This is a genomic window from Cyanobium sp. Aljojuca 7A6, assembly GCF_024346455.1.
Classification (GTDB): Bacteria; Cyanobacteriota; Cyanobacteriia; order PCC-6307; family Cyanobiaceae; genus Cyanobium.
Genome location: NZ_JAGQCY010000003.1, coordinates 42,090 through 62,705 on the forward strand (window position 1 = coordinate 42,090; position 20,616 = coordinate 62,705).

At 68.2% G+C, this 20,616-nt stretch carries 19 protein-coding genes; 16 read left to right on the forward strand and 3 right to left on the reverse strand.

Features of this window, described 5'->3' with window-relative positions:
* Window positions 1-1,365: a histidinol dehydrogenase gene (hisD, locus tag KBY95_RS03495; protein ID WP_254963346.1), complete on the reverse strand. Its 1,365-nt coding sequence runs from the start codon at window positions 1,363-1,365 to the stop codon at window positions 1-3.
* 103 nt (window positions 1,366-1,468) lie between these two features.
* On the opposite strand from hisD, the gene rpsT reads away from it, so the two are divergent.
* The 8 genes from rpsT to KBY95_RS03535 all read left to right on the forward strand — a co-directional run bounded on the left by rpsT (window position 1,469) and on the right by KBY95_RS03535 (window position 14,358).
* Window positions 1,469-1,783: a 30S ribosomal protein S20 gene (gene rpsT / locus KBY95_RS03500; RefSeq protein WP_254963348.1), complete on the forward strand. Its 315-nt coding sequence runs from the start codon at window positions 1,469-1,471 to the stop codon at window positions 1,781-1,783.
* A gap of 10 nt (window positions 1,784-1,793) precedes the next feature.
* The gene (locus tag KBY95_RS03505) at window positions 1,794-2,606 is read left to right on the forward strand and encodes a TatD family hydrolase (protein ID WP_254963350.1); all 813 of its coding nucleotides are present in this window, start codon (window positions 1,794-1,796) and stop codon (window positions 2,604-2,606) included.
* A gap of 258 nt (window positions 2,607-2,864) precedes the next feature.
* The gene (gene rpoB, locus KBY95_RS03510; protein ID WP_254963352.1) at window positions 2,865-6,155 is read left to right on the forward strand and encodes a DNA-directed RNA polymerase subunit beta; all 3,291 of its coding nucleotides are present in this window, start codon (window positions 2,865-2,867) and stop codon (window positions 6,153-6,155) included.
* Between the two features lie 58 nt (window positions 6,156-6,213).
* Window positions 6,214-8,118, forward strand: a complete 1,905-nt coding sequence (locus KBY95_RS03515) for a DNA-directed RNA polymerase subunit gamma (protein WP_254963353.1) — start codon at window positions 6,214-6,216, stop codon at window positions 8,116-8,118.
* A gap of 73 nt (window positions 8,119-8,191) precedes the next feature.
* Entirely contained in the window at window positions 8,192-12,301 is a 4,110-nt protein-coding gene (locus KBY95_RS03520; RefSeq protein WP_254963355.1) for a DNA-directed RNA polymerase subunit beta', read from the forward strand.
* Window positions 12,294-12,482, forward strand: coding sequence for a high light inducible protein (locus KBY95_RS03525; RefSeq protein WP_254963357.1), 189 nt, complete (start codon window positions 12,294-12,296; stop codon window positions 12,480-12,482). The genes KBY95_RS03520 and KBY95_RS03525 overlap by 8 nt, the downstream gene beginning before the upstream one ends.
* The gene (rlmN, locus tag KBY95_RS03530) at window positions 12,482-13,540 is read left to right on the forward strand and encodes a 23S rRNA (adenine(2503)-C(2))-methyltransferase RlmN (RefSeq protein WP_254963358.1); all 1,059 of its coding nucleotides are present in this window, start codon (window positions 12,482-12,484) and stop codon (window positions 13,538-13,540) included. The genes KBY95_RS03525 and rlmN overlap by 1 nt, the downstream gene beginning before the upstream one ends.
* 11 nt (window positions 13,541-13,551) lie before the next feature.
* The gene (locus KBY95_RS03535; RefSeq protein WP_254963359.1) at window positions 13,552-14,358 is read left to right on the forward strand and encodes an alpha/beta fold hydrolase; all 807 of its coding nucleotides are present in this window, start codon (window positions 13,552-13,554) and stop codon (window positions 14,356-14,358) included.
* Here KBY95_RS03535 and KBY95_RS03540 read toward each other — a convergent pair.
* Window positions 14,310-15,611 carry an AmpG family muropeptide MFS transporter gene (locus KBY95_RS03540; RefSeq protein ID WP_254963360.1) on the reverse strand — a complete coding sequence of 434 codons (1,302 nt, stop codon included), beginning with the start codon at window positions 15,609-15,611 and terminating at the stop codon, window positions 14,310-14,312. The two genes, KBY95_RS03535 and KBY95_RS03540, sit on opposite strands and share 49 nt — an antisense overlap.
* A gap of 76 nt (window positions 15,612-15,687) precedes the next feature.
* Between KBY95_RS03540 and KBY95_RS03545 the strand changes: the two genes are divergently transcribed.
* The 6 genes from KBY95_RS03545 to KBY95_RS03570 all read left to right on the forward strand — a co-directional run bounded on the left by KBY95_RS03545 (window position 15,688) and on the right by KBY95_RS03570 (window position 19,019).
* Complete coding sequence (locus KBY95_RS03545; protein ID WP_254963361.1) at window positions 15,688-15,813, forward strand: hypothetical protein; 126 nt, start codon at window positions 15,688-15,690, stop codon at window positions 15,811-15,813.
* A 46-nt stretch (window positions 15,814-15,859) separates the two neighbouring features.
* Window positions 15,860-16,660 carry a HEAT repeat domain-containing protein gene (locus KBY95_RS03550; protein ID WP_254963362.1) on the forward strand — a complete coding sequence of 267 codons (801 nt, stop codon included), beginning with the start codon at window positions 15,860-15,862 and terminating at the stop codon, window positions 16,658-16,660.
* Between the two features lie 87 nt (window positions 16,661-16,747).
* Window positions 16,748-16,963: a DUF2997 domain-containing protein gene (locus tag KBY95_RS03555; protein WP_254963364.1), complete on the forward strand. Its 216-nt coding sequence runs from the start codon at window positions 16,748-16,750 to the stop codon at window positions 16,961-16,963.
* 28 nt (window positions 16,964-16,991) lie between these two features.
* Window positions 16,992-17,384, forward strand: a complete 393-nt coding sequence (locus KBY95_RS03560) for a DUF1257 domain-containing protein (RefSeq protein WP_254963366.1) — start codon at window positions 16,992-16,994, stop codon at window positions 17,382-17,384.
* 4 nt (window positions 17,385-17,388) lie between these two features.
* Window positions 17,389-17,811 (forward strand): ferredoxin, encoded by a 423-nt coding sequence (locus KBY95_RS03565; protein ID WP_254963368.1) that lies wholly within the window; start codon window positions 17,389-17,391, stop codon window positions 17,809-17,811.
* A gap of 38 nt (window positions 17,812-17,849) precedes the next feature.
* Window positions 17,850-19,019, forward strand: coding sequence for an aldo/keto reductase (locus KBY95_RS03570; RefSeq protein WP_254963703.1), 1,170 nt, complete (start codon window positions 17,850-17,852; stop codon window positions 19,017-19,019).
* On the opposite strand, the gene KBY95_RS03575 is transcribed toward KBY95_RS03570, so the two are convergent.
* On the reverse strand, window positions 19,016-19,795 hold the full coding sequence (locus KBY95_RS03575; protein ID WP_254963370.1) for a 16S rRNA (guanine(527)-N(7))-methyltransferase RsmG: 780 nt from the start codon (window positions 19,793-19,795) through the stop codon (window positions 19,016-19,018). The genes KBY95_RS03570 and KBY95_RS03575 overlap by 4 nt on opposite strands.
* 71 nt (window positions 19,796-19,866) lie before the next feature.
* Between KBY95_RS03575 and KBY95_RS03580 the strand changes: the two genes are divergently transcribed.
* Together KBY95_RS03580 and KBY95_RS03585 are read left to right on the forward strand one after the other, a co-directional pair.
* On the forward strand, window positions 19,867-20,355 hold the full coding sequence (locus tag KBY95_RS03580) for a J domain-containing protein (RefSeq protein WP_254963372.1): 489 nt from the start codon (window positions 19,867-19,869) through the stop codon (window positions 20,353-20,355).
* Window positions 20,352-20,615 (forward strand): DUF3143 domain-containing protein, encoded by a 264-nt coding sequence (locus KBY95_RS03585; protein ID WP_254963374.1) that lies wholly within the window; start codon window positions 20,352-20,354, stop codon window positions 20,613-20,615. Before KBY95_RS03580 ends, KBY95_RS03585 begins: the two co-directional genes overlap by 4 nt.
* Window position 20,616 lies beyond the last annotated feature (1 nt).

Consider the following 20,616-nt stretch of genomic DNA (forward strand, 5'->3'; position numbering starts at 1 on the left):
TCAGTTGTCCTGGGCCCCGAGCCGCTGACGCACCGACTCCGCATGGCTGTGCAGCCCCTCGCTCTCGGCCAGGGTGATGACGGCGTCCGCGGTGGCCTCCAGAGCCGCCCGATTGAACTGGATCAGGCTGGTGTGACGCAGGAAGGTTTCGACGCTCAGGGCGCCGGCGAAGCGGGCGGTACCTGAGGTGGGCAGGGTGTGGTTGGGGCCGGCCAGGTAGTCGCCCACGGCCTCGGGCGACCAGGGGCCGAGGAAGATGGCGCCGGCATGGCGGATCCGATCGGCCAGGGCCTCGGGATCTGCCACCAGCAGCTCGAGGTGCTCCGGAGCGAACCGGTCGCTGAGGGCCGCCGCCTCGGCCAGGTCGCCGCAGACCACGATCAGTCCCCAGTCGTTGAGCGCCTGCAGGGTGATGGCGGCCCGTGGGTGCCCCGCCAGCTGGGCATCGATGGCGGCCGGCAGGGCGGCGGCCAGCTCCTCGCTGGTGGTGATCAGGATCGCGGCCGCCAGGGGATCGTGCTCGGCCTGGGCCATCAGATCGGCGGCCACCTGGGCGGGTTTGGCGGTGTGGTCGGCGATCACCAGCACCTCGCTGGGGCCGGCCAGGGAATCGATGCCCACCCTGCCGTAGACCGCCTTCTTGGCCAGGGTCACGTAGAGGTTGCCGGGGCCGCTGATCACATCGACGGCGGGGATCGTTTCGGTGCCGTAGGCCAGGGCCGCGATCGCCTGGGCGCCCCCCACCCGGTACACCTCCTCCACCCCGGCCCGGTGGGCGGCCGCCAGCACGGTGGCGTTCGGCTCGCCGCCGGGGCCGGGCGGGGTGACCATCACCAGCCGTTCCACACCGGCCACCCGGGCGGGAATCGCATTCATCAGCACCGTGCTGGGGTAGGAGGCCCGGCCGCCGGGGACGTAGATCCCCGCCCGCTGCACCGGGCGCCAGCGGCGTCCCAGCCGTTCGCCATGGGGGCCAACCACGCCCAGATCCGCGGGCCTCTGGCGGCGGTGGAAATCGAGGATCCGCTCGTGGGCGAGGTCGAGGGCCCGGCGCAAGGGCTCGGGACAGGCCTGCCAGGCCTGGGCCAGTCGCTCCGGCGGCACCCTGAGGGGATCGGGCCGCAGGCCATCGAAGCGCTCGCTGAACGCCAGCAGGGCGGCATCGCCGCCCTGGCGCACCGCCGCCAGGATCGCCGCGACCTTGTCCTCCTCCTGCTGCATCCGGGCGCCCTCGGTGCGGGCGGCGATCGCTTCGAGCCGCTCACCGGCCAGTCGCCCATCCCGCAGGCAGGCGATCCGCAGCGGCGGCAGCGCCGCGGGGGCGGCAGCGCCGCTGCTGCTGCTGGTCGGGGTGGAAGCAACCACGGGTCGGTGCCGAAGGCGAAGGGCCACCACAAAATTAGGGCCAAGGACCCGCCAGGCTCCAGGAGGTAGGATCCGCGTTTGCCGAGTCAGCGCCCTTACGCCTGTGGCCAATAACAAGTCTTCGAAGAAACGCATCGAGATCGCTGAACGCAATCGCCTGCGCAACCGCACCTACAAGTCCGCCCTGCGCACCCTGATGAAGCGCTGCCTGACGGCCTGCAGCTCCTACGGCCAGCAGCCCGGAGAGGAGGCCAAGGCCGCCGTTCAGGCCAGCATGAGCGCCGCCTTCAGCAAGATCGACAAGGCGGTCAAAGTCGGGGTCGTGCACCGCAACACCGGCGCCAACCAGAAGTCTCGGCTCAGCGTGGCGGTGAAGCAGGTGCTTGAGCCCTCGGCCGCCGGCAGCACCGGCGCCTGAGCGCCACCCCATGGCCGTCAGCTCCGAGGCCGCTCCATCCCTGGTGGACAGCCATTGCCACATCGTGTTCCGCAACTTTGAGGCGGATCTCGACGAGGTGGCTCAGCGCTGGCGGGAGGCGGGGGTCAAGGCCCTCGTCCATGCCTGTGTGGAGCCGGCGGAGATCGCGGCGATCCGGGCCCTGGCCGACCGCTTTCCGGAGCTGCGTTACGCGGTCGGGGTCCATCCCCTCGACACCCAGCACTGGCACAGCGACACCGCTGCCGTGCTGGAAGCCGCGGCCCGCGCCGACGAGCGCGTCGTGGCGATCGGTGAGTTGGGTCTGGATCTGTTCCGCGCCACGAATCTTGAGGAGCAGCTGGCGGCCCTGGGGCCCCAGTTGGATCTGGCTGTAGCCCTGGATCTGCCGGTGATCATCCACTGCCGGGATGCGGCCGAACCGATGCTGGCCGAGCTGCGCCGGCGGGAGCGCCAAGGCGCTTGCCCCCGTGGGGTGATGCACTGCTGGGGAGGCACCCCCGAGGAGATGGAAGGCTTCCTGGCGCTTGGCCTTTACATCAGTTTCAGCGGCACGGTCACCTTCGCCAAGGCCGAGCCGATCCACGCCTGTGCCCGCTTGGTGCCAGCCGATCGCTACCTCGTCGAAACCGACTGTCCCTTCCTGGCACCGGTGCCCCGCCGCGGCAAGCGCAATGAGCCCGCCTACGTGGCAGCCGTGGCGGCCAGGGTGGCCGACCTGCGCGGCGAGACGCTTGAGCAGGTGGCGCTGGCGACCACGGCTAACGCCACCCGTCTGTTCCGGCTGCCCCACCAGGTTGTATGATGTCTTATTGGCCTGGAAGCGGAAGCGCTCTTTTTGTCCACGACGGCATCCATTGAGTCGGCAACTGAGTCGGCAATATCGCAGCGAGCCCTGTAAGCGCTTCAGCTGGATCGTTCGTTCCATTCCCATGGGCGAACGCCACAGCTAGGCGCCTGTTGGCATGGCCCGTCACCGGGCACTCCACCAGGCAGGTCTCAGCGTGATCGCCTTTCCCCGTCCAGGTCCGCCCTACCACCACCGTTCCTGCAGGTTCACCGCATGAGCAGCGCGATCCAGGTCGCCAAGACCGTCACTTACCTTCCCGATCTCGTGGAGGTACAGCGGGCGAGCTTCAAATGGTTCCTGGAGAAGGGCCTGATCGAAGAGCTGGACAGCTTTTCTCCGATCACCGACTACACCGGCAAGCTGGAACTGCACTTCATTGGTGATCAGTATCGCCTGAAACGCCCCCGCCACGATGTGGAAGAGGCCAAGCGTCGCGATGCGACCTTCGCCTCCCAGATGTATGTCACCTGTCGTCTGGTCAACAAGGAGACCGGCGAGATCAAGGAGCAGGAAGTCTTCATCGGGGAGCTCCCCCTGATGACCGAACGCGGTACCTTCATCATTAACGGCGCCGAGCGGGTGATCGTCAACCAGATCGTGCGCAGCCCTGGCGTCTATTTCAAAGACGAACAGGACAAGAACGGCCGCAAGACTTTCAACGCCAGCCTGATCCCCAACCGCGGCGCCTGGCTGAAGTTCGAGACCGACAAGAACGATCTGCTGCACGTGCGCGTCGACAAGACCCGCAAGATCAATGCCCACGTGCTGATGCGGGCCATCGGCCTGTCCGACAATGACGTTCTCGACAAGCTGCGTCACCCGGAGTACTACCAGAAGTCGATCGAGGCCTCCAACGAAGAGGGCATCAGCTCCGAAGACCAGGCTTTGCTGGAGCTCTACAAGAAGCTGCGTCCGGGTGAACCGCCTTCGGTCAGTGGTGGTCAGCAATTGCTTCACAGCCGTTTCTTCGATCCCAAGCGTTACGACCTGGGCCGGGTGGGTCGCTACAAGATCAACAAGAAGCTGCGTCTCACCATCCCCGATGCGGTGCGCACCCTCACCGCTGAAGACGTTCTTTCCACGATCGACTACCTGATCAACCTCGAGCTCGATGTGGGTGGCGCCTGCCTCGATGACATCGACCACCTCGGCAACCGCCGGGTGCGTTCGGTGGGCGAGCTGCTGCAGAACCAGGTGCGCGTGGGTCTGAATCGCCTCGAGCGGATCATCAAGGAACGGATGACCGTCGGCGAGACCGAATCGCTCACCCCCGCCCAGTTGGTGAACCCGAAGCCCCTGGTGGCGGCGGTGAAGGAGTTCTTCGGCTCCAGCCAGCTGAGCCAGTTCATGGACCAGACCAACCCCCTGGCCGAGCTGACCCACAAGCGCCGCATCAGTGCCCTCGGCCCAGGCGGCCTCACCCGGGAGCGGGCCGGCTTCGCCGTGCGCGACATCCACCCCTCCCACTACGGCCGCATCTGCCCGATCGAGACGCCGGAGGGCCCTAACGCCGGTCTGATCGGTTCGCTCGCCACCCACGCCCGGGTGAACGAGTACGGCTTCATCGAAACCCCCTTCTGGCGGGTGGAAGACGGCATCGTCCTGAAGCAGGGCGATCCCCTCTACCTCTCCGCCGACCTGGAGGATGAATGCCGGGTGGCCCCCGGCGACGTGCCCACTGACGCCACCGGACGCATCACCGTTGACCTGGTGCCGGTCCGCTACCGCCAGGACTTCGAGAAGGTTCCCCCCGAGCAGGTGGACTATGTCCAGCTGTCGCCGGTTCAGGTGATCTCGGTGGCCACCTCCTTGATCCCCTTTCTGGAGCACGACGACGCCAACCGGGCCCTGATGGGCTCGAACATGCAGCGCCAGGCCGTGCCCCTGCTGCGGCCCGAGCGGCCCCTGGTGGGCACCGGTCTGGAAACCCAGGTGGCCCGCGACTCCGGCATGGTGCCCATCACCAAGGTGAATGGCACCGTCTCCTTCGTCGATGCCACCGCCATCGTCATCCGTGACGACCAGGGCCGGGATCACACCCACTTCCTCCAGAAGTACCAGCGCTCCAACCAGGACACCTGTCTCAACCAGCGGCCGATCGTGCGTCAGGGCGATCCGGTGATCGCCGGCCAGGTGCTGGCCAATGGCTCGGCCTGCGAAGGCGGCGAGATCGCCCTCGGCCAGAACGTTCTGATCGCCTACATGCCCTGGGAGGGTTACAACTACGAGGACGCCATCCTCGTCAGCGACCGGCTGGTGCAGGAAGACCTCTACACCTCGGTGCACATCGAGAAGTACGAGATCGAAGCCCGCCAGACCAAACTCGGCCCCGAGGAGATCACGCGGGAAATCCCCAACGTGGCCGAGGAGAGCCTGGGCCACCTCGATGAGATGGGCATCATCCGCATCGGCGCCTACGTCGAATCCGGCGACATCCTGGTGGGCAAGGTGACCCCGAAAGGCGAATCCGACCAGCCGCCGGAAGAGAAGCTGCTGCGCGCCATCTTCGGTGAAAAGGCCCGCGACGTGCGCGACAACTCCCTGCGGGTGCCCAGCACCGAACGGGGCCGGGTCGTCGACGTGCGCATCTACACCCGTGAGCAGGGCGACGAACTGCCGCCGGGGGCGAACATGGTCGTGCGGGTCTATGTGGCCCAGCGCCGCAAGATCCAGGTCGGCGACAAGATGGCCGGCCGCCATGGCAACAAGGGCATCATCAGCCGCATCCTTCCGCGGGAGGACATGCCCTACCTGCCCGACGGCACCCCCATCGACATCGTGCTCAACCCCCTGGGTGTGCCGAGCCGCATGAACGTCGGTCAGGTGTTCGAGTGCCTGATGGGCTGGGCCTCCTCCCACCTCGACTGCCGGGTCAAGGTGGTGCCGTTCGATGAGATGTACGGCCCCGAGAAGTCGAAGCAGACGGTGCAGGCCTACCTCGAGGAAGCCGCCAAGCTGCCCGGCAAGGCGTGGGTCTACGACCCCACCAACCCCGGCAAGATCCAGCTGATTGATGGCCGCAGCGGCGAACCCTTCGACCAGCCGGTGACGGTGGGTTACGCCCACATCCTCAAGCTGGTGCACCTCGTCGACGACAAGATCCACGCTCGCTCCACGGGCCCCTACTCCCTGGTGACCCAGCAGCCCCTGGGCGGCAAGGCCCAGCAGGGCGGCCAGCGACTCGGGGAAATGGAGGTGTGGGCTCTGGAGGCCTATGGCGCCGCCTACACCCTGCAGGAGCTGCTCACCGTCAAGTCCGACGACATGCAGGGCCGCAACGAGGCCCTCAACGCCATCGTCAAGGGCAAGCCCATCCCCAGGCCGGGCACCCCCGAGTCCTTCAAGGTGCTGATGCGGGAGCTGCAGTCCCTCGGCCTCGATATCGCCGTCTACACCGACGCCGGTGAGGAAGTCGACCTGATGCAGGACGTCAATCCTCGCCGCAGCACCCCCAGCCGTCCCACCTACGAGTCCCTCGGTGTCGCGGATTACGACGATGACTGATCGCTTGATTCACCGGCTCTGATTTCTCCGCTTCTCTCGATCACCCTGCGTTTCCGCCATGTCCAACAGCAACCTCCGCACCGAAAACCACTTCGACTACGTGAAGATCACGCTCGCTTCCCCCGAGCGGATCATGCAGTGGGGGCAGCGCACGCTGCCCAATGGTCAGGTGGTGGGTGAGGTCACCAAGCCGGAAACGATCAACTACCGCACCCTCAAGCCCGAGATGGACGGGCTCTTCTGCGAGAAGATCTTCGGCCCCTCCAAGGATTGGGAATGCCATTGCGGCAAGTACAAGCGGGTGCGGCACCGCGGCATCGTCTGCGAGCGCTGCGGCGTGGAAGTCACCGAGAGCCGGGTGCGGCGCCACCGCATGGGCTTCATCAAGCTGGCGGCCCCCGTGTCCCACGTCTGGTACCTCAAGGGGATCCCCAGCTATGTGGCGATCCTGCTCGACATGCCCCTGCGGGACGTGGAGCAGATCGTCTACTTCAACTGCTACGTGGTGCTCGACAAGGGTGACCACAAGGATCTCACCTACAAGCAGCTGCTGACCGAAGACGAGTGGCTGGAGATCGAGGACCAGATCTTCGCCGAGGATTCCGAGATCGAGAACGAGCCCATCGTGGGCATCGGTGCCGAGGCCCTCAAGCAGCTTCTTGAAGACATCGACCTCGAGAAGGAAGCCGAGCAGCTGCGGGAGGACATCAACAACTCCAAGGGCCAGAAGCGGGCCAAGCTGATCAAGCGCCTGCGCGTGATCGACAACTTCATCGCCACCAACGCCCGTCCCGACTGGATGGTGCTGGATGTGATCCCGGTGATCCCCCCCGATCTGCGCCCCATGGTGCAGCTCGACGGCGGCCGTTTCGCCACCAGCGATCTCAACGACCTCTACCGGCGGGTGATCAACCGCAACAACCGCCTGGCGCGTCTGCAGGAGATCCTCGCCCCCGAGATCATCGTCCGCAACGAGAAGCGGATGCTGCAGGAGGCCGTCGATGCCCTGATCGACAACGGCCGCCGCGGCCGCACCGTGGTCGGGGTCAACAATCGGGCCCTGAAGTCGCTCAGCGACATCATCGAAGGCAAGCAGGGTCGCTTCCGCCAGAACCTGCTTGGCAAACGTGTCGACTATTCCGGCCGTTCCGTGATTGTGGTGGGCCCCAAGCTCAAGATGCACCAGTGCGGTCTACCCAAGGAGATGGCGATCGAGCTGTTCCAGCCGTTCGTGATCCATCGCCTCATCCGCCAGAACATCGTCAACAACATCAAAGCGGCCAAGAAGCTGATCCAGCGCGCCGACGACGAGGTGATGCAGGTGTTGCAGGAAGTGATCGAAGGGCACCCGATCCTGCTCAACCGGGCCCCCACGCTGCACCGTCTGGGCATCCAGGCCTTCGAGCCCAAGCTGGTCGATGGCCGGGCCATCCAGCTCCATCCCCTGGTCTGCCCCGCCTTCAACGCCGACTTTGACGGTGACCAGATGGCCGTGCACGTGCCCCTGGCGATCGAGGCCCAGACAGAGGCCCGCATGTTGATGCTGGCCAGCAACAACGTGCTCTCCCCCGCCACCGGCGAGCCGATCATCACCCCGTCCCAGGACATGGTGCTTGGCGCCTATTACCTCACCGCCGTCGATCGGGACAAGGTGCAGCCCGCCTTCGGCGACCGGGCGCGCACCTTCGCCGACCTCGAGGACGTGATCGCCGCCTTCGAGGAGAAGCACCTCACCCTGCACGACTGGGTCTGGGTTCGCTTCAACGGCGAAGTGGAGAGTGACGATGAGGACAACGAGCCCGCCCAGCAGGGCACCCTCTCGGACGGCACCCGCTTCGAGCAGTGGAAGTTCCGCCGCGACCGCTTCGATGAGGACGGTGCGCTGATCAGCCGCTACCTGCTGACCACCGTGGGTCGGGTCGTGATGAACCACACCATCATCGACGCCGTGGCCGCCACCTGAGTTCCACCGGCCGGGCCCAGCCCCGCGCCCCGTGTCTTCCGTTCCCCTCCAGCCTTTTCCAACGCGCGCTGCCATGACCGCCACCCCCGCCAAGAAGATCAGCAAGAAGAGCGCCAAGGCCGCCGCCGAACTGGCGGCCGCCGAGGCCGCCGCGGCAGCGGCCGCTTCGGCCCTCAGCAAGCAGGCGCCGCCGTTCCGCAACCGGATCATCGACAAGAAGGCGCTGCGCAACCTGGTGTCCTGGGCCTACAAGCACCACGGCACCGCCGCCACCGCCGCGATGGCCGACGAGCTGAAGGATCTGGGCTTCCACTACGCCACCCAGGCGGCGGTGTCGATCTCGGTCGACGACCTGCGCATCCCCGGCGATAAGGCGGTTCTGCTGGAAGAGGCCGAGGAGCAGATCACGGCCACCGAGGAGCGTTACCGGCTCGGTGAGATCACCGAGGTGGAGCGCCACACCAAGGTGATCGACACCTGGACCGAAACCAACGAGCGGCTGGTGGCGGCCGTGCGCCGCAACTTCAACGACAACGATCCACTCAATTCGGTGTGGATGATGGCCAACTCCGGCGCCCGGGGGAACATGTCCCAGGTGCGTCAGCTGGTGGGCATGCGCGGTCTGATGGCCAACCCCCAGGGGGAGATCATCGACCTGCCGATCCGCACCAACTTCCGTGAGGGCCTCACGGTCACCGAGTACGTGATCTCCTCCTACGGCGCGCGTAAGGGCCTGGTGGACACGGCCCTGCGTACCGCCGACTCCGGCTACCTCACCCGCCGTCTGGTGGACGTGGCCCAGGACGTGATCGTGCGGGAGGAGGACTGCGGCACCCATCGCTTCATCCCCATCAACGCCGACGAGCGCGGCCGTTTCGGCACCAAGCTGGTGGGCCGTCTGGCGGCCCAGCCCGTCATCGACAGCGAGGGCGTTGTCATCGTCGATCGTAACGGCGAGATCGATCCGGCCCTGGCGGCGGCGATCGAGAAGGCGGCGATCGCCACCGTGATGGTGCGCTCACCGCTCACCTGCGAAGCCTCCCGTTCCGTCTGCCGCAAGTGCTACGGCTGGGCCCTGGCCCACAACGAACTGGTCGACCTGGGCGAAGCCGTCGGCATCATCGCCGCCCAGTCCATCGGTGAGCCGGGCACCCAGCTCACCATGCGGACCTTCCACACCGGTGGTGTGTCCACGGCCGAAACCGGCGTGGTGCGCTCCCTGGTGGACGGGATCGTGGAATTCGGTGCCAAGGCCCGTGTGCGCGACCACCGCACCCCCCATGGGGTGGAGGCCAAGCTGGCCGAAACCGATTTCACCCTCACCCTCAAGCCTTCGGGCAAGGGCAAGGTGCAGAAGATCGACATCACCAACGGCTCGATCCTGTTCGTGGCCGATGGTGATCCCGTCGCCCACGACATCATCCTGGCCCAGATCTCCTCGGGTTCGGCGGTCAAGAAGAGCGTGGAGAAGGCCACCAAGGATGTCATCTGCGACCTGGCGGGCCAGGTGCGCTTTGAGGATGTGATCCAGCCCAGGGAAGTCACCGACCGCCAGGGCAACATCACCCACAAGGCCCAGCGTCTCGGGCGCCTGTGGGTGTTCAGCGGTGACGTCTACAACCTTCCCCCCAATGCCTTGCCGGCGGTCGAGACCGACAAGCCGGTGACCACTGGCAACGTGCTGGCCGAGAGCCGGCTGCAGAGCGAGTATGGCGGGGCTGTGCGGCTGCGGGAGTCCACCGGCGACTCCCGCGAGGTGCAGATCGTCACCGCCAGCCTCACCCTCAAGGACTGCAAGTTGGTGGGCGAATCCAGCCACACCGGCGAAAGCTGGCACCTGGAGGGCAAGGACAACAGCCGCTATCTGGTCAAGACCCAACCCGGCACCAAGATCGGCGCGGGCGAGGTGATCGCCGAACTCACCGACGATCGCTTCCGCACCCAGACCGGCGGCATGGTGAAGTTCGCCCCCGGCCTCTCGATCAAGAAGGCCCGCTCCGCCAAGCACGGCTTTGAGGTGAGCAAGGGCGGCACCCTGCTGTGGATTCCCCAGGAAACCCACGAGATCAACAAGGACATCTCCCTGCTGATGATCGAGGACGGCCAGTGGATCGAGGCTGGCACCGAAGTCGTCAAGGACATCTTCAGCCAGACCGCGGGCATCGTCACCGTCACCCAGAAGAACGACATCCTGCGGGAGATCATCGTGCGCTCCGGTGAACTGCACCTGGTCTCCGACGCCAAGGTGCTCGGCCGCTACGGTGAGGACGGCAAGATGGTCAACCCCGGCGAGGAGATCGCCCCTGGCCTGAAGGCCGAGGCGATGAAGTTCGTCGAGAAAGTCGACACCCCCGAGGGCGGCGCCTTGCTGCTGCGGCCCGTCGAGGAGTACGCCATCCCCGATGCCGCCCACCTGCCGGAACTCTCCACGGTCAAGCAGACCGGCGGACCTTCCCTGGGGCTGAAGGCCACCCAGCGGCTCACCTTCAAGGACGGCGAGTTGATCAAGTCGGTGGAAGGGGTGGAGCTGCTGCGTACCCAGCTGATCCTGGAAACCTTCGACACCACTCCCCAGATGACGGTGGATGTGGAAGCCGTGGCCGACAAACGGGCCAAGACCATCGAGCGGCTGCAGCTGGTGATCCTGGAAACCCTGCTGGTGCGACGCGACACCCTCTCCGATGCCAGCCATGGCTCCACCCACACCGAACTGCAGGTGGAGGACGGCATCAGCGTCAAGCGCGGTGATGTGGTGGCCACCACCCAGATCCTCTGCAAGGAGAACGGCGTGGTGCAACTGCCCGAACCGACTGTCGGCGAACCGATCCGGCGCCTGATCGTCGAGCGGGCCGAGGACACTCGCAGCCTGGATCTGGGCGGAGCCGCCCCGAAGGTGGCGGTGGGCGACCGCATCGTGGACGGTGACGTCCTCGCCGACGGGTTGCTTTCCCCCTGCTGTGGCCAGGTGGAGGCCATCGACGGCAAGACCCTCACCATCCGTCTGGGCCGGCCCTACATGGTGTCGCCCGATTCGGTGCTGCACGTCCGTGACGGCGAGCTCGTGCAGCGCGGCGATAGCCTGGCCTTGCTGGTGTTCGAGCGTCAGAAGACCGGCGACATCGTGCAGGGTCTGCCCCGTATCGAAGAACTGCTGGAGGCCCGCCGGCCGCGGGAATCGGCCGTGCTCTGCCGCAAGAGCGGCACCGTGCAGATCAAGCAGGGCGAAGACGACGACTCGATCACAGTTTCGGTGATCGAGACCGACGACATCATCACCGAGTACCCGATCCTGCTAGGCCGGAACGTGATGGTCTCCGATGGCCAGCAGGTGAGCGCCGGTGAGATGCTCACCGACGGCCCGATCAATCCCCACGAGCTGCTCGAGTGCTTCTTCGAGGACCTGCGCAGCCGTAAGCCCACCATGGAGGCGGCCCAGGAGGCGATCTCCAAGCTGCAATTCCGCATGGTGACGGAAGTGCAGAACGTCTACAAGTCGCAGGGGGTTGCGATCAGCGACAAGCACATTGAGGTCATCGTGCGCCAGATGACCAGCAAGGTCCGCATCGAGGATGCCGGTGACACCACCCTGCTGCCCGGTGAGTTGATCGAGCTGCGTCAGGTGGAGCAGGTGAATTCCGCCATGGCCATCACCGGTGGGGCCCCTGCCGAGTTCACCCCCGTGCTGCTGGGCATCACCAAGGCCTCCCTCAACACCGATTCGTTCATCTCGGCGGCCTCCTTCCAGGAGACCACCCGGGTCCTCACCGAAGCGGCGATCGAGGGCAAGAGCGACTGGCTGCGGGGCCTCAAGGAGAACGTGATCATTGGCCGCCTGATCCCCGCCGGCACTGGCTTCGGGGGCTTCGAAGAGGAGCTTCGTGCCGAGGCCGGACCCCACCCCGACATCCTCGAGGAGGAGGCCGCCGGCTACCGCCGCAACCAGAACCTGCGTCCCGACTACACCGTCGAGATGCCCGCACCGGCGGTCACCGCCGCTGTTCTGGATGACCCCTCCGAGGAGGATCTGGAGGCCACCCGCAGCCGCCACGGCATCGAGGCGGCCACCAGCGGCTTCGCCGCCTTCGCCCGTCCCACGGCGGATGAGGGGCTGGAAGAGGAGCTGATCGCCGATCCGGCCGCCCTTGAGGGCCTGCAGGAGGAGGGACTGCTCAGCGATGACTGATCCCGCCGTCGCCACCCCACCGGCCCCCTCCCGCCCCACCCCGGTTCCGGTGCGCCGGGTGCCGCGCTTCGGCTTCCACACCCACACCGAGCGCTTCAACGGCCGGCTGGCCATGCTCGGCTTCATCGCCCTGGTGGCGGTGGAGTGGAAGCTGGGTCATGGCCTGCTGATCTGGCCCTGATGGCGGAGCCCGTTCCCCTGCTGGGGATGGGCCTGGCGGCCCTCCAGGAGTGGGCGGGCCTGCAGGGCCAGCCCACTTTTCGCGGCAAGCAGCTGCACGACTGGATGTATGCCAAGGGGGCCCGCAGCCTCGAGGAGATCACGGTGCTGCCGAAGGCCTGGCGTGAGCAGCTGGCGGCCGCCGGCACCGGCCTCGGACGCTCGGCCCTGTTGCACCGCAGCGACGCCCGCGACGGCACCACCAAGCTGCTGCTGGCCACTGCTGATGGCCTCAGCATCGAGACCGTGGGGATTCCCAGCGGTGATCGGCTCACGGTCTGCGTCAGCAGCCAGGTGGGCTGCCCCATGGGCTGCCGTTTCTGCGCCACCGGCAAAGGCGGGCTGCAGCGCTCCCTGGCGGTGCATGAAATCGTCGATCAGGTGCTCAGTGTTCGTGAGGCGATGGACCGACGCCCCAGCCACGTGGTGTTCATGGGCATGGGCGAACCCCTGTTGAACACCGAGGCGGTGCTGGAAGCCATTGCCTGTCTCTGCACCGATCTGGGCATGGCCCAGCGCCAGATCACGGTGAGCACGGTGGGGGTGCCCCGCAGCCTGCCCACCCTGGCCGAACGTGCCCTGGAGCGGCTGGGTCGGGCCCAGTTCACCCTGGCCGTGAGCCTGCATGCCCCCGACCAGCGCCTGCGGGAGGAGCTGATTCCCACCGCCCACGCCTACCCGCTGGAGGCGTTGCTCGACGACTGCCGCCACTACGTGGCCCTTACCGGTCGGCGCGTGAGCTTCGAATACATCCTGCTGGGCGGCCTCAACGACCATCCCCGCCAGGCCGACGCCCTGGCCCGCCTGCTGCGGGGCTTCCAGAGCCACGTCAATCTGATCGCCTACAACCCGATCGCCGAGGAGGACTTCCGGCGCCCCGCCCCCGAGGCGGTGGAGGCCTTCCGCGCCCAGCTGGAGCGACGCCACATCGCCGTGAGCGTGCGGGCCAGCCGCGGCCTGGACCAGGATGCGGCCTGCGGCCAGCTGCGCCGCCGCCTGCTCACCGCCCCGGGGGTTTGATCGCCTTGGCCGTGGCCCAGCGACCCGGCGTCATGGTCGCCTTCGCCGTCCTGCTGGTGGCGCTGGCCTATCTGGGCCTCTGCGGCGCCCTGTTCCTGGGCCAGGGCGCCCTGCTCTACTTCCCCCAGCCCCCCTCGGGTGAGGCGGACGGCGAGCTTCTCGCCCTGCCCATGGCCGGCGGCCCACCGGGAAGCCGGGTGCTGGCCAGCGTCCGCCGCCGTCACGGCCCGAAGGCGCTGCTCTACTTCGGCGGCAATGCCGAGGCTGTGGCGGGCCAGTTGCCGCTGCTGGAGGCCGCTTTCCCGGATCACGCCCTCTACCTGATGCACTACCGGGGGTACGGCGGCAGCAGCGGCCAGCCCTCGGAGCAGGCCCTGTTCGCCGATGCCCTGGCCCTGTTCGACCGGGTGCGCACCGACCACGACCACATCGCGGTGCTGGGCCGCAGCCTGGGCAGCGGCGTGGCGGTGCATCTGGCGGCCCACCGTCCGGTGGCCGGGCTGGTGCTGGTCACACCGTTCGACAGCATCGAGGCCGTGGCCTCCCAACAGTTCCCGCTGGTGCCGATGGCCCTGCTGCTGCGGGACAAGTACCGCTCCTGGGCGGACGCCCCCCGCGTGAACGCTCCCACCCTGCTGATCGCGGCCGAGCGGGATGAGGTGATCCCGCGGGCCAACACCGACGCCCTGCTGTCCCACTTCCGCCCCGGCCTCGCCTCCCTGGTGGTGTTGCCCGTCGACGGCCACAACGCCGTGGAGGGATCCCCCAGCTATATCCCGCTGCTGCGGGAGTTTTCGGCGTCGCGCTCGGCGCTGTAGGCCCCGCGGGCCCCCTGGCCGTTCCAGGGGGTGAGCCGCACCATCAGCAGGAAGGCGGGCAGGGCTGCGGCGGTGGTGGCCAGGAAGAAGCCCGGCCAGCCGAGTCGTTCGGCCACCAGCCCGGCGGGTGCGGCCAGCAGCGAGCGGCTCAGGGCATAGACCCCCGACAGCAGGGCGTACTGGGTGGCGGAAAAGCGGGGGTTGCAGAGGCTCATCAGCAGCGCCACGAAGGCGGCGCCCACCATGCCACCACCGATGTTCTCCAGCGCCACGGCCATCAGCAGGCCTGGCATGCCGCCGTCGAAACGGGCCAGGGCCCAGTAGGCCAGGTTGCCCGCCGCCCCCACCAGGGCGAACAGCCACAGCGAACGGTTCATGCCCAAACGGCCGAACAGCAGGCCCCCCAGCAGCGTGCCCACGATGGTGGCGCCGATGCCCCAGCCCGCCAGCACCGACCCCACCACCTCGGGGCTGAAGCCCTTCTGGATCAGGAACGGCACCGCCATCAGGCCCAGCAGCCCATCAGGCCAGCGGTAGAGCAGCACCAGGGTGAGCAGGGCCACGGCCCTGGGGCCGCCGCTGCGGTGCAGGAACTCCCGCGCCGGACCCAGCACCGCCTGGCGCAGGCTGCTCACCGGCACCGCCAGGGGTTCCAGGCGCGGCGCCGTGAGGGTGAAGGGCACCACCACCAGCATCAGCAGGGCCGAGAACACAAAGGCCAGGGGCCAGTCGTAGCGGCCGGCCAGGATGAAGCCGCCGGCGCCCACCGCCAGCATCGCTGCGCGGTAGCCGAGGTTGGAGGCGGCGGCCCCGGCGCCACGCTCCAGATCCGGCAGCAGGTCGGTGCGGTAGGCATCGACGGCAATGTCCTGGGTGGCGCTGACCACGGCCAGCAGGACGGCCATCAGGCCGATCGCCGTCAGGCTGGATGGATCTGAAGAGGGCCGCAGCAGAGCCATGGCGCCGATCACCGCCACCAGGGTGAGCTGCAGCACCAGCAGCCAGCCGCGGCGGCGGTCGGGCCAGGGCAGGGGCCAGCGGTCAAGGGCCGGAGCCCAGAACATCTTCAGGGTGTAGGGCAGCTCCGCCAGCCCGAGCAGGCCGATCAGGCTCAGGGGGATCTGGCTGGCGGTGAGCCAGCCCTGCAGAAGCTTGGTTCCCACCATGTAAGGGGTGCCGCTGGCCACCCCCTCGGCGGCCACCGCCAGGAGGCGACGCCATGGCCGGACGCTGCTGGAGGCACGGGTGGCCATGGCCGCTTGCGGGTGGCCGAACCCTAGAAGCGACCGCTCGGACCACAATGCAGCCAGCATCGCCGCACGGCCCCCCATGTCCTTCCTGCGCTCCAAGCTCCTGCCGGCTGCCATCGTGCTGCTGTTCGGCCTGGCCCTGTTCGCCGTCAGCGCCCGCATCTGGCTGCCCGGCGACATGGCCGCCCCCGCGCCCCTGGGCTGATCGCCTGGCCGTCCTCCTTTTACGATGCCGTGACCTGGATGGCTCCATGCCGGAAGACGGCCTGCCCTTTCCCGAAACCACCCATGAGCTGGCCCTCGACCCGGAGGTGCTGGCGAGGGAACTGGCGCAGGAGTTGCTGGGTGATCCGCTTGATGAGATCGACAGCGTTGCCCCCTCCAGCTCCGATGTGGCCGCCGAGTGCGACTTCGGCATTGAGCTGCTGAAGGGGGGGCGTGAGGAGCGGCTGCAGGGGCTGCGCATCTTCTGCGAGCACCGGGACCCCCGGGCCATTCCCCTGCTGCTGCCGTTGCTGAAGGCCGGCTGCCCGATCGTGCGCATGAGCGCCGTCTACGCCCTGGGGCGCAACCCCCACCCCCTGGCGGTGGAGCCCCTGCTGGGCCTGCTCGGGGCCGACGACAACGGCTATGTGCGCAAGGCTGTGGCCTGGAGCCTGGGGAACTACCCCGAGGCCCCCGTGCTCAACCCACTGATCCGTGCCCTGGAGATGGACATCTCGGCGGTGCGGCTGTGGGCCGCCAGTTCCCTGGCCGATGCCGGCGCCACCGGCGTGGCCAAGGCCGACCCCGCCGCCGCCCAGTTGCTCCTCACCCTGCGCATCGACAGCGAGCCGGCCGTGCGCAGCAACAGCGCCTGGTCGCTGGGCCGCCTCTATAGCGATCTGGTGGAACCGCGCCAGCGGGACGTGGTGGAAGCTTTGTTGCACACGATGCTGCATGACGGCGATTCCACCGTCCGGGACGAAGCCCGGATGGCCCTGGAGCAGCTGGAGCAGCCGGAGGTGCTTGAGCGGCTCCAGACCCTGGTGGATGAGGGCCTGATCAGCTGAAGGGCCTGTCGCCGGGGCGATCGACTCGACCGCGGCCACCGGAAATCGCGGTTAAGATCCGGCTCTCACCTGTACCGCTCGCCCGGGATGGCCCAACGCACCATCCGCTTCCGCATTCGTCCTGACGGACGGGTTGAGGAGCTCGTGGAGGGCGTGCAGGGCCAGGGTTGTTCGCAGCTCACCGAGCGGATTGAGGCCCGGCTGGGCAGCGTGCAGCAACGTCAGAGCACCTCAGACGCGTTCCAGGTCCAACCCCTCGATCTCCAGGACCCCCAGGTGGTCGTCCAGCACCACGGCACCTGAGCCACCGCACCTCCTTCCCTTCCGTCCCATGTCGCACTTCAGCACCGTCAAAACAGAGTTGCGCGATCGCGAGGCCCTGGTCGAGGCCCTCCGCGACCTGGGCCTTCCCCCCGCTGAGGGTTCCCGCCAGGTGCGTGGCTACCGCGGCCAGACGGTGACCGCCGACCTCGCCATCCCCCAGGCCGATGGCGTTGACATCGGCTTCCGCTTCAACCCCGACAGCGGCAGCTACGAGCTGGTCACCGACCTGGAGCTCTGGAAACAGCCCATCCCGGTGGAGCGTTTTCTGGCCAAGCTCACCCAGCGCTACGCCCTGCGCACCATCCTGGCCAGCACGGCCGAGGAGGGCTTCCAGGTGAGCGAGCAGACCAGCCACCTCGACGGCAGCATCGAACTGGTGGTGACCCGCTGGGACGCCTGAGACCATGAGCGCGACGGGCCCCTGCGCCGGCCTTGATCCCGCCCTGGCCTTCCGCACCGTGGCGGCCCCGGAGTCTGAGGCGACAGGCCGCGAGCCGGTGCTGGGAGGTGCCCTGCGGCAGCAGGCTGTCTGGGTGGATGAGGCCGTCTGCATCGGCTGTCGCTACTGCGCCCACGTGGCCGGCAACACCTTTGTGGTCGAACCCGACTGGGGCCGTTCCAGGGCCCTGCGCCAGGACGGCGACAGCACTGAGAGGATCCAGGAAGCGATCGACACCTGCCCCGTGGACTGCATCCACTGGGTGGCCTACGAGCAGTTGCCCGCCCTGAGGGCCCAGCTCGACGAGCAGGAGATTCACCCCCTGGGTCTGCCCTCCCAGGGTCGCCGCCGCCGCACCCTGCCCCGCTCCGCCCCGCCATTGCCGTGATCATCCCCAGCCGGCGTTTCGGCCGCACGGGATTGGCCATGCCGGTGCTCTCCCTGGGGGGCATGCGTTTTCAGCAGAGCTGGAGCGACCTGCCGCCTGAAGCGGTGGAGGTCGAGAGCCAGGATCGGCTTGCGGCCACTCTCCAAGCCGCCATGGCGGCGGGCCTGCACCACATCGAAACCGCCCGCCACTACGGCACCTCGGAGCGGCAGCTGGGTTGGTTGCTGCCCAGGCTGCCGGATCCCCGACGCCTCCTGCAGACCAAAGTCCCCCCCAGCGCCGACCCGGCCGCCTTCGAAGCCGACCTGCAGACCAGCTTCGAGCGGCTGGGCCTGAATGGCGAAGGGGGCCGGGTTGACCTGCTGGCCATCCACGGCCTCAACACCCCGGAACTGCTCGATCAGACCCTGCGTCCCGGCGGTTGCCGAGAGGTGGCCCGCCGCTGGCAGGAGGCCGGCCGGATCGGCCACGTGGGTTTCTCCACCCATGCGCCGCTGCCCCTGATCCTGGAGGCGATCGCGAGCGATCAGTTTGATTACATCAACCTGCACTGGTATTTCATCCGCCAGGACAACCGGCCCGCGATCGAGGCCGCCACCGCCCACGACATGGGGGTGTTCGTGATCAGCCCCACCGACAAGGGGGGCCACCTGCACAGCCCGTCGCAGCGCCTCTGCGAGTTGTGCGCGCCGTTGCATCCGATCGTCTTCAACGACCTGTTCTGTCTGTCGGCGCCCGGAATCCACACGATCAGCGTCGGCGCCGCTTGTCCAGAGGATCTGGCCCTGCACTTGGAGGCGGTGGCGCTGCTGCCCAGGGCCGGGGAGCTGCTGCCGCCGATCCTGGCCCGGCTTGATCAGGCCCGCCGAGAGGCCTTGGGGGAGACCTGGCTGGCCAGCTGGGACCGGGGTCTGCCGGCCTGGCAGGACACCCCTGGCCGCATCAACCTGCCGGTGCTGCTGTGGCTGCACAACCTGCTGGAGGCCTGGGACCTGGAGGTCTACGGCCGGGCCCGCTACGGCCTGCTGGGCCAGGGGGGGCACTGGTTTCCGGGGGAGAACGCCGATGCCCTTGATGGCACGGTGAGCGAGGCCGAGCTGCGGGCGGTGCTGGGGGGCAGCCCCTGGGCCGCCGAGATCCCTGACAAGCTGCGGCGGTTGCGCCAGCGGCTGGGGGGTGAGGCTGTGAAACGCCTGCAGTTGGCCTAGGTCCCGGGGGTGCTGGCACCCGGCGCGATCGGCGTCTTCTGGGGCACACCGACGGCCCGGGGGTAGGCGGCCGGACAGCGGCCGGAGGGCCGCAGCCACAGGCCATGGCGCACCCCCCGGCCTGCGGGTAGATCGCGGCGCTGCACGGGATCCACGGTCGCCCGCAGCACTCCCACGGCGGCCTCCAGGTCGCGCTGACCGTCGGCCCCCCACTGGCCCCGGTAGAGCAGGGCCAGGCCGTCCGGCTTCAGGAGCGGCACCAGGTATTCGGCCACCACCGGTGCACTGGCCACGGCGCGGGCCATGGCCCGATCAAAGCGGCCGCGGCAGTCCGGGGAGCGGCCGGTGCGCTCGACCCGTTCGCAGCGCAGGTGCAGCCGTCCCTCCTGGAGCCCCAGGCTGCGGGCCATGGCCCGCACCGCCTCCAGCTTGCGGCCCACCGAATCCACCAGGGTGATCCGTGCTGTGGGCAGGGCGATCGCCAGAGCCAGGCCAGGAAAGCCGCCGCCGGTGCCCACATCGATCAGATCGAGGCCGTCGGGGACGCCGCCGGGGGCGCTCAGCAGGGGCACCCAGGGCCAGAGGCTGTCGAACACCTGGGCGATCCAGAAATCGTCGCCTTCCACCAGGCGGGTGAGGTTCACCCGGCCGTTCCAGAGCCTCAACTGCTCCTGCAGGGCCACCAGCGTCGCAAGCTGGCCGTTGTCGGGGGTCCAGCCCAACGCTTGCCAGAGGCCGGCATCGGGGGGGGCGCTGGGGTCGGGACTGGCGGCCATCCGCTACGGCAATGGGGCTTCTCCCTAGGATCCCTCACGCCGGGCAGGCTGCCATCGCCGCCTCAGGGACCATGTCCTCCACAGCCAAGCCCCCCACCCACTACCAGGTGCTGCAGCTCCAGCCCACCGCCACCGATCAGGAGCTGCGCCAGGCGTTCCGGGGCCTCAGCAAGCGCTACCACCCAGACACCACGGCCCTGCCGGCGAGCGAGGCCGAAGTGGCCTTCCAGCAGCTTCGGCAGGCCTATGCCGTACTGAGTGATCCAGCCGCCCGGAGGCTCTATGACGCCGCCCTGGCCCAGCCGGCCCCCACGGCGCCGATGCGGCCTGCCCCGGCGTCCGTCGTCCGGCCCGTGTCGGTGCGGCGGGCCTTGTCGGGCGGTGAGTGGTTCGCCCTGCTGCTGCTGGCCCTGGCCCTGGTGCTCAGCCTGGTGCTGGGCCTGGGTGTGGCCTGGGCGCGCGGCGCCGAACTGATGGCCTGGCCCAGCTGGTGGGCCGACCTCGAGACAGCTGCCGTTCCGGTGTCCCCGTCCAGCGCCCCCCCCCAGATCCAACCGTGACCCTGCCTACCGCGGCCACCCCCCTTTACAACCACCCCCTGCCCGCCCTGGAGGCCTGGTTGCGCCAGCTGGGCGCCAAGCAGTCGCGAACCAACGTCGCCCACTGGGACCTGCACCGCCCCGAATGGAGTGCCCGCATCGAGCTGGAGGTGGAGGAACTTCGGGTGAGCTGGCACCAGGAGGGACGCAGCACGGCGCGTCAGTTCCCCTATGGACTCTCGCGGGCCGATGTGGAGGCGGCGATCCTGGCGGGTCCCTGAT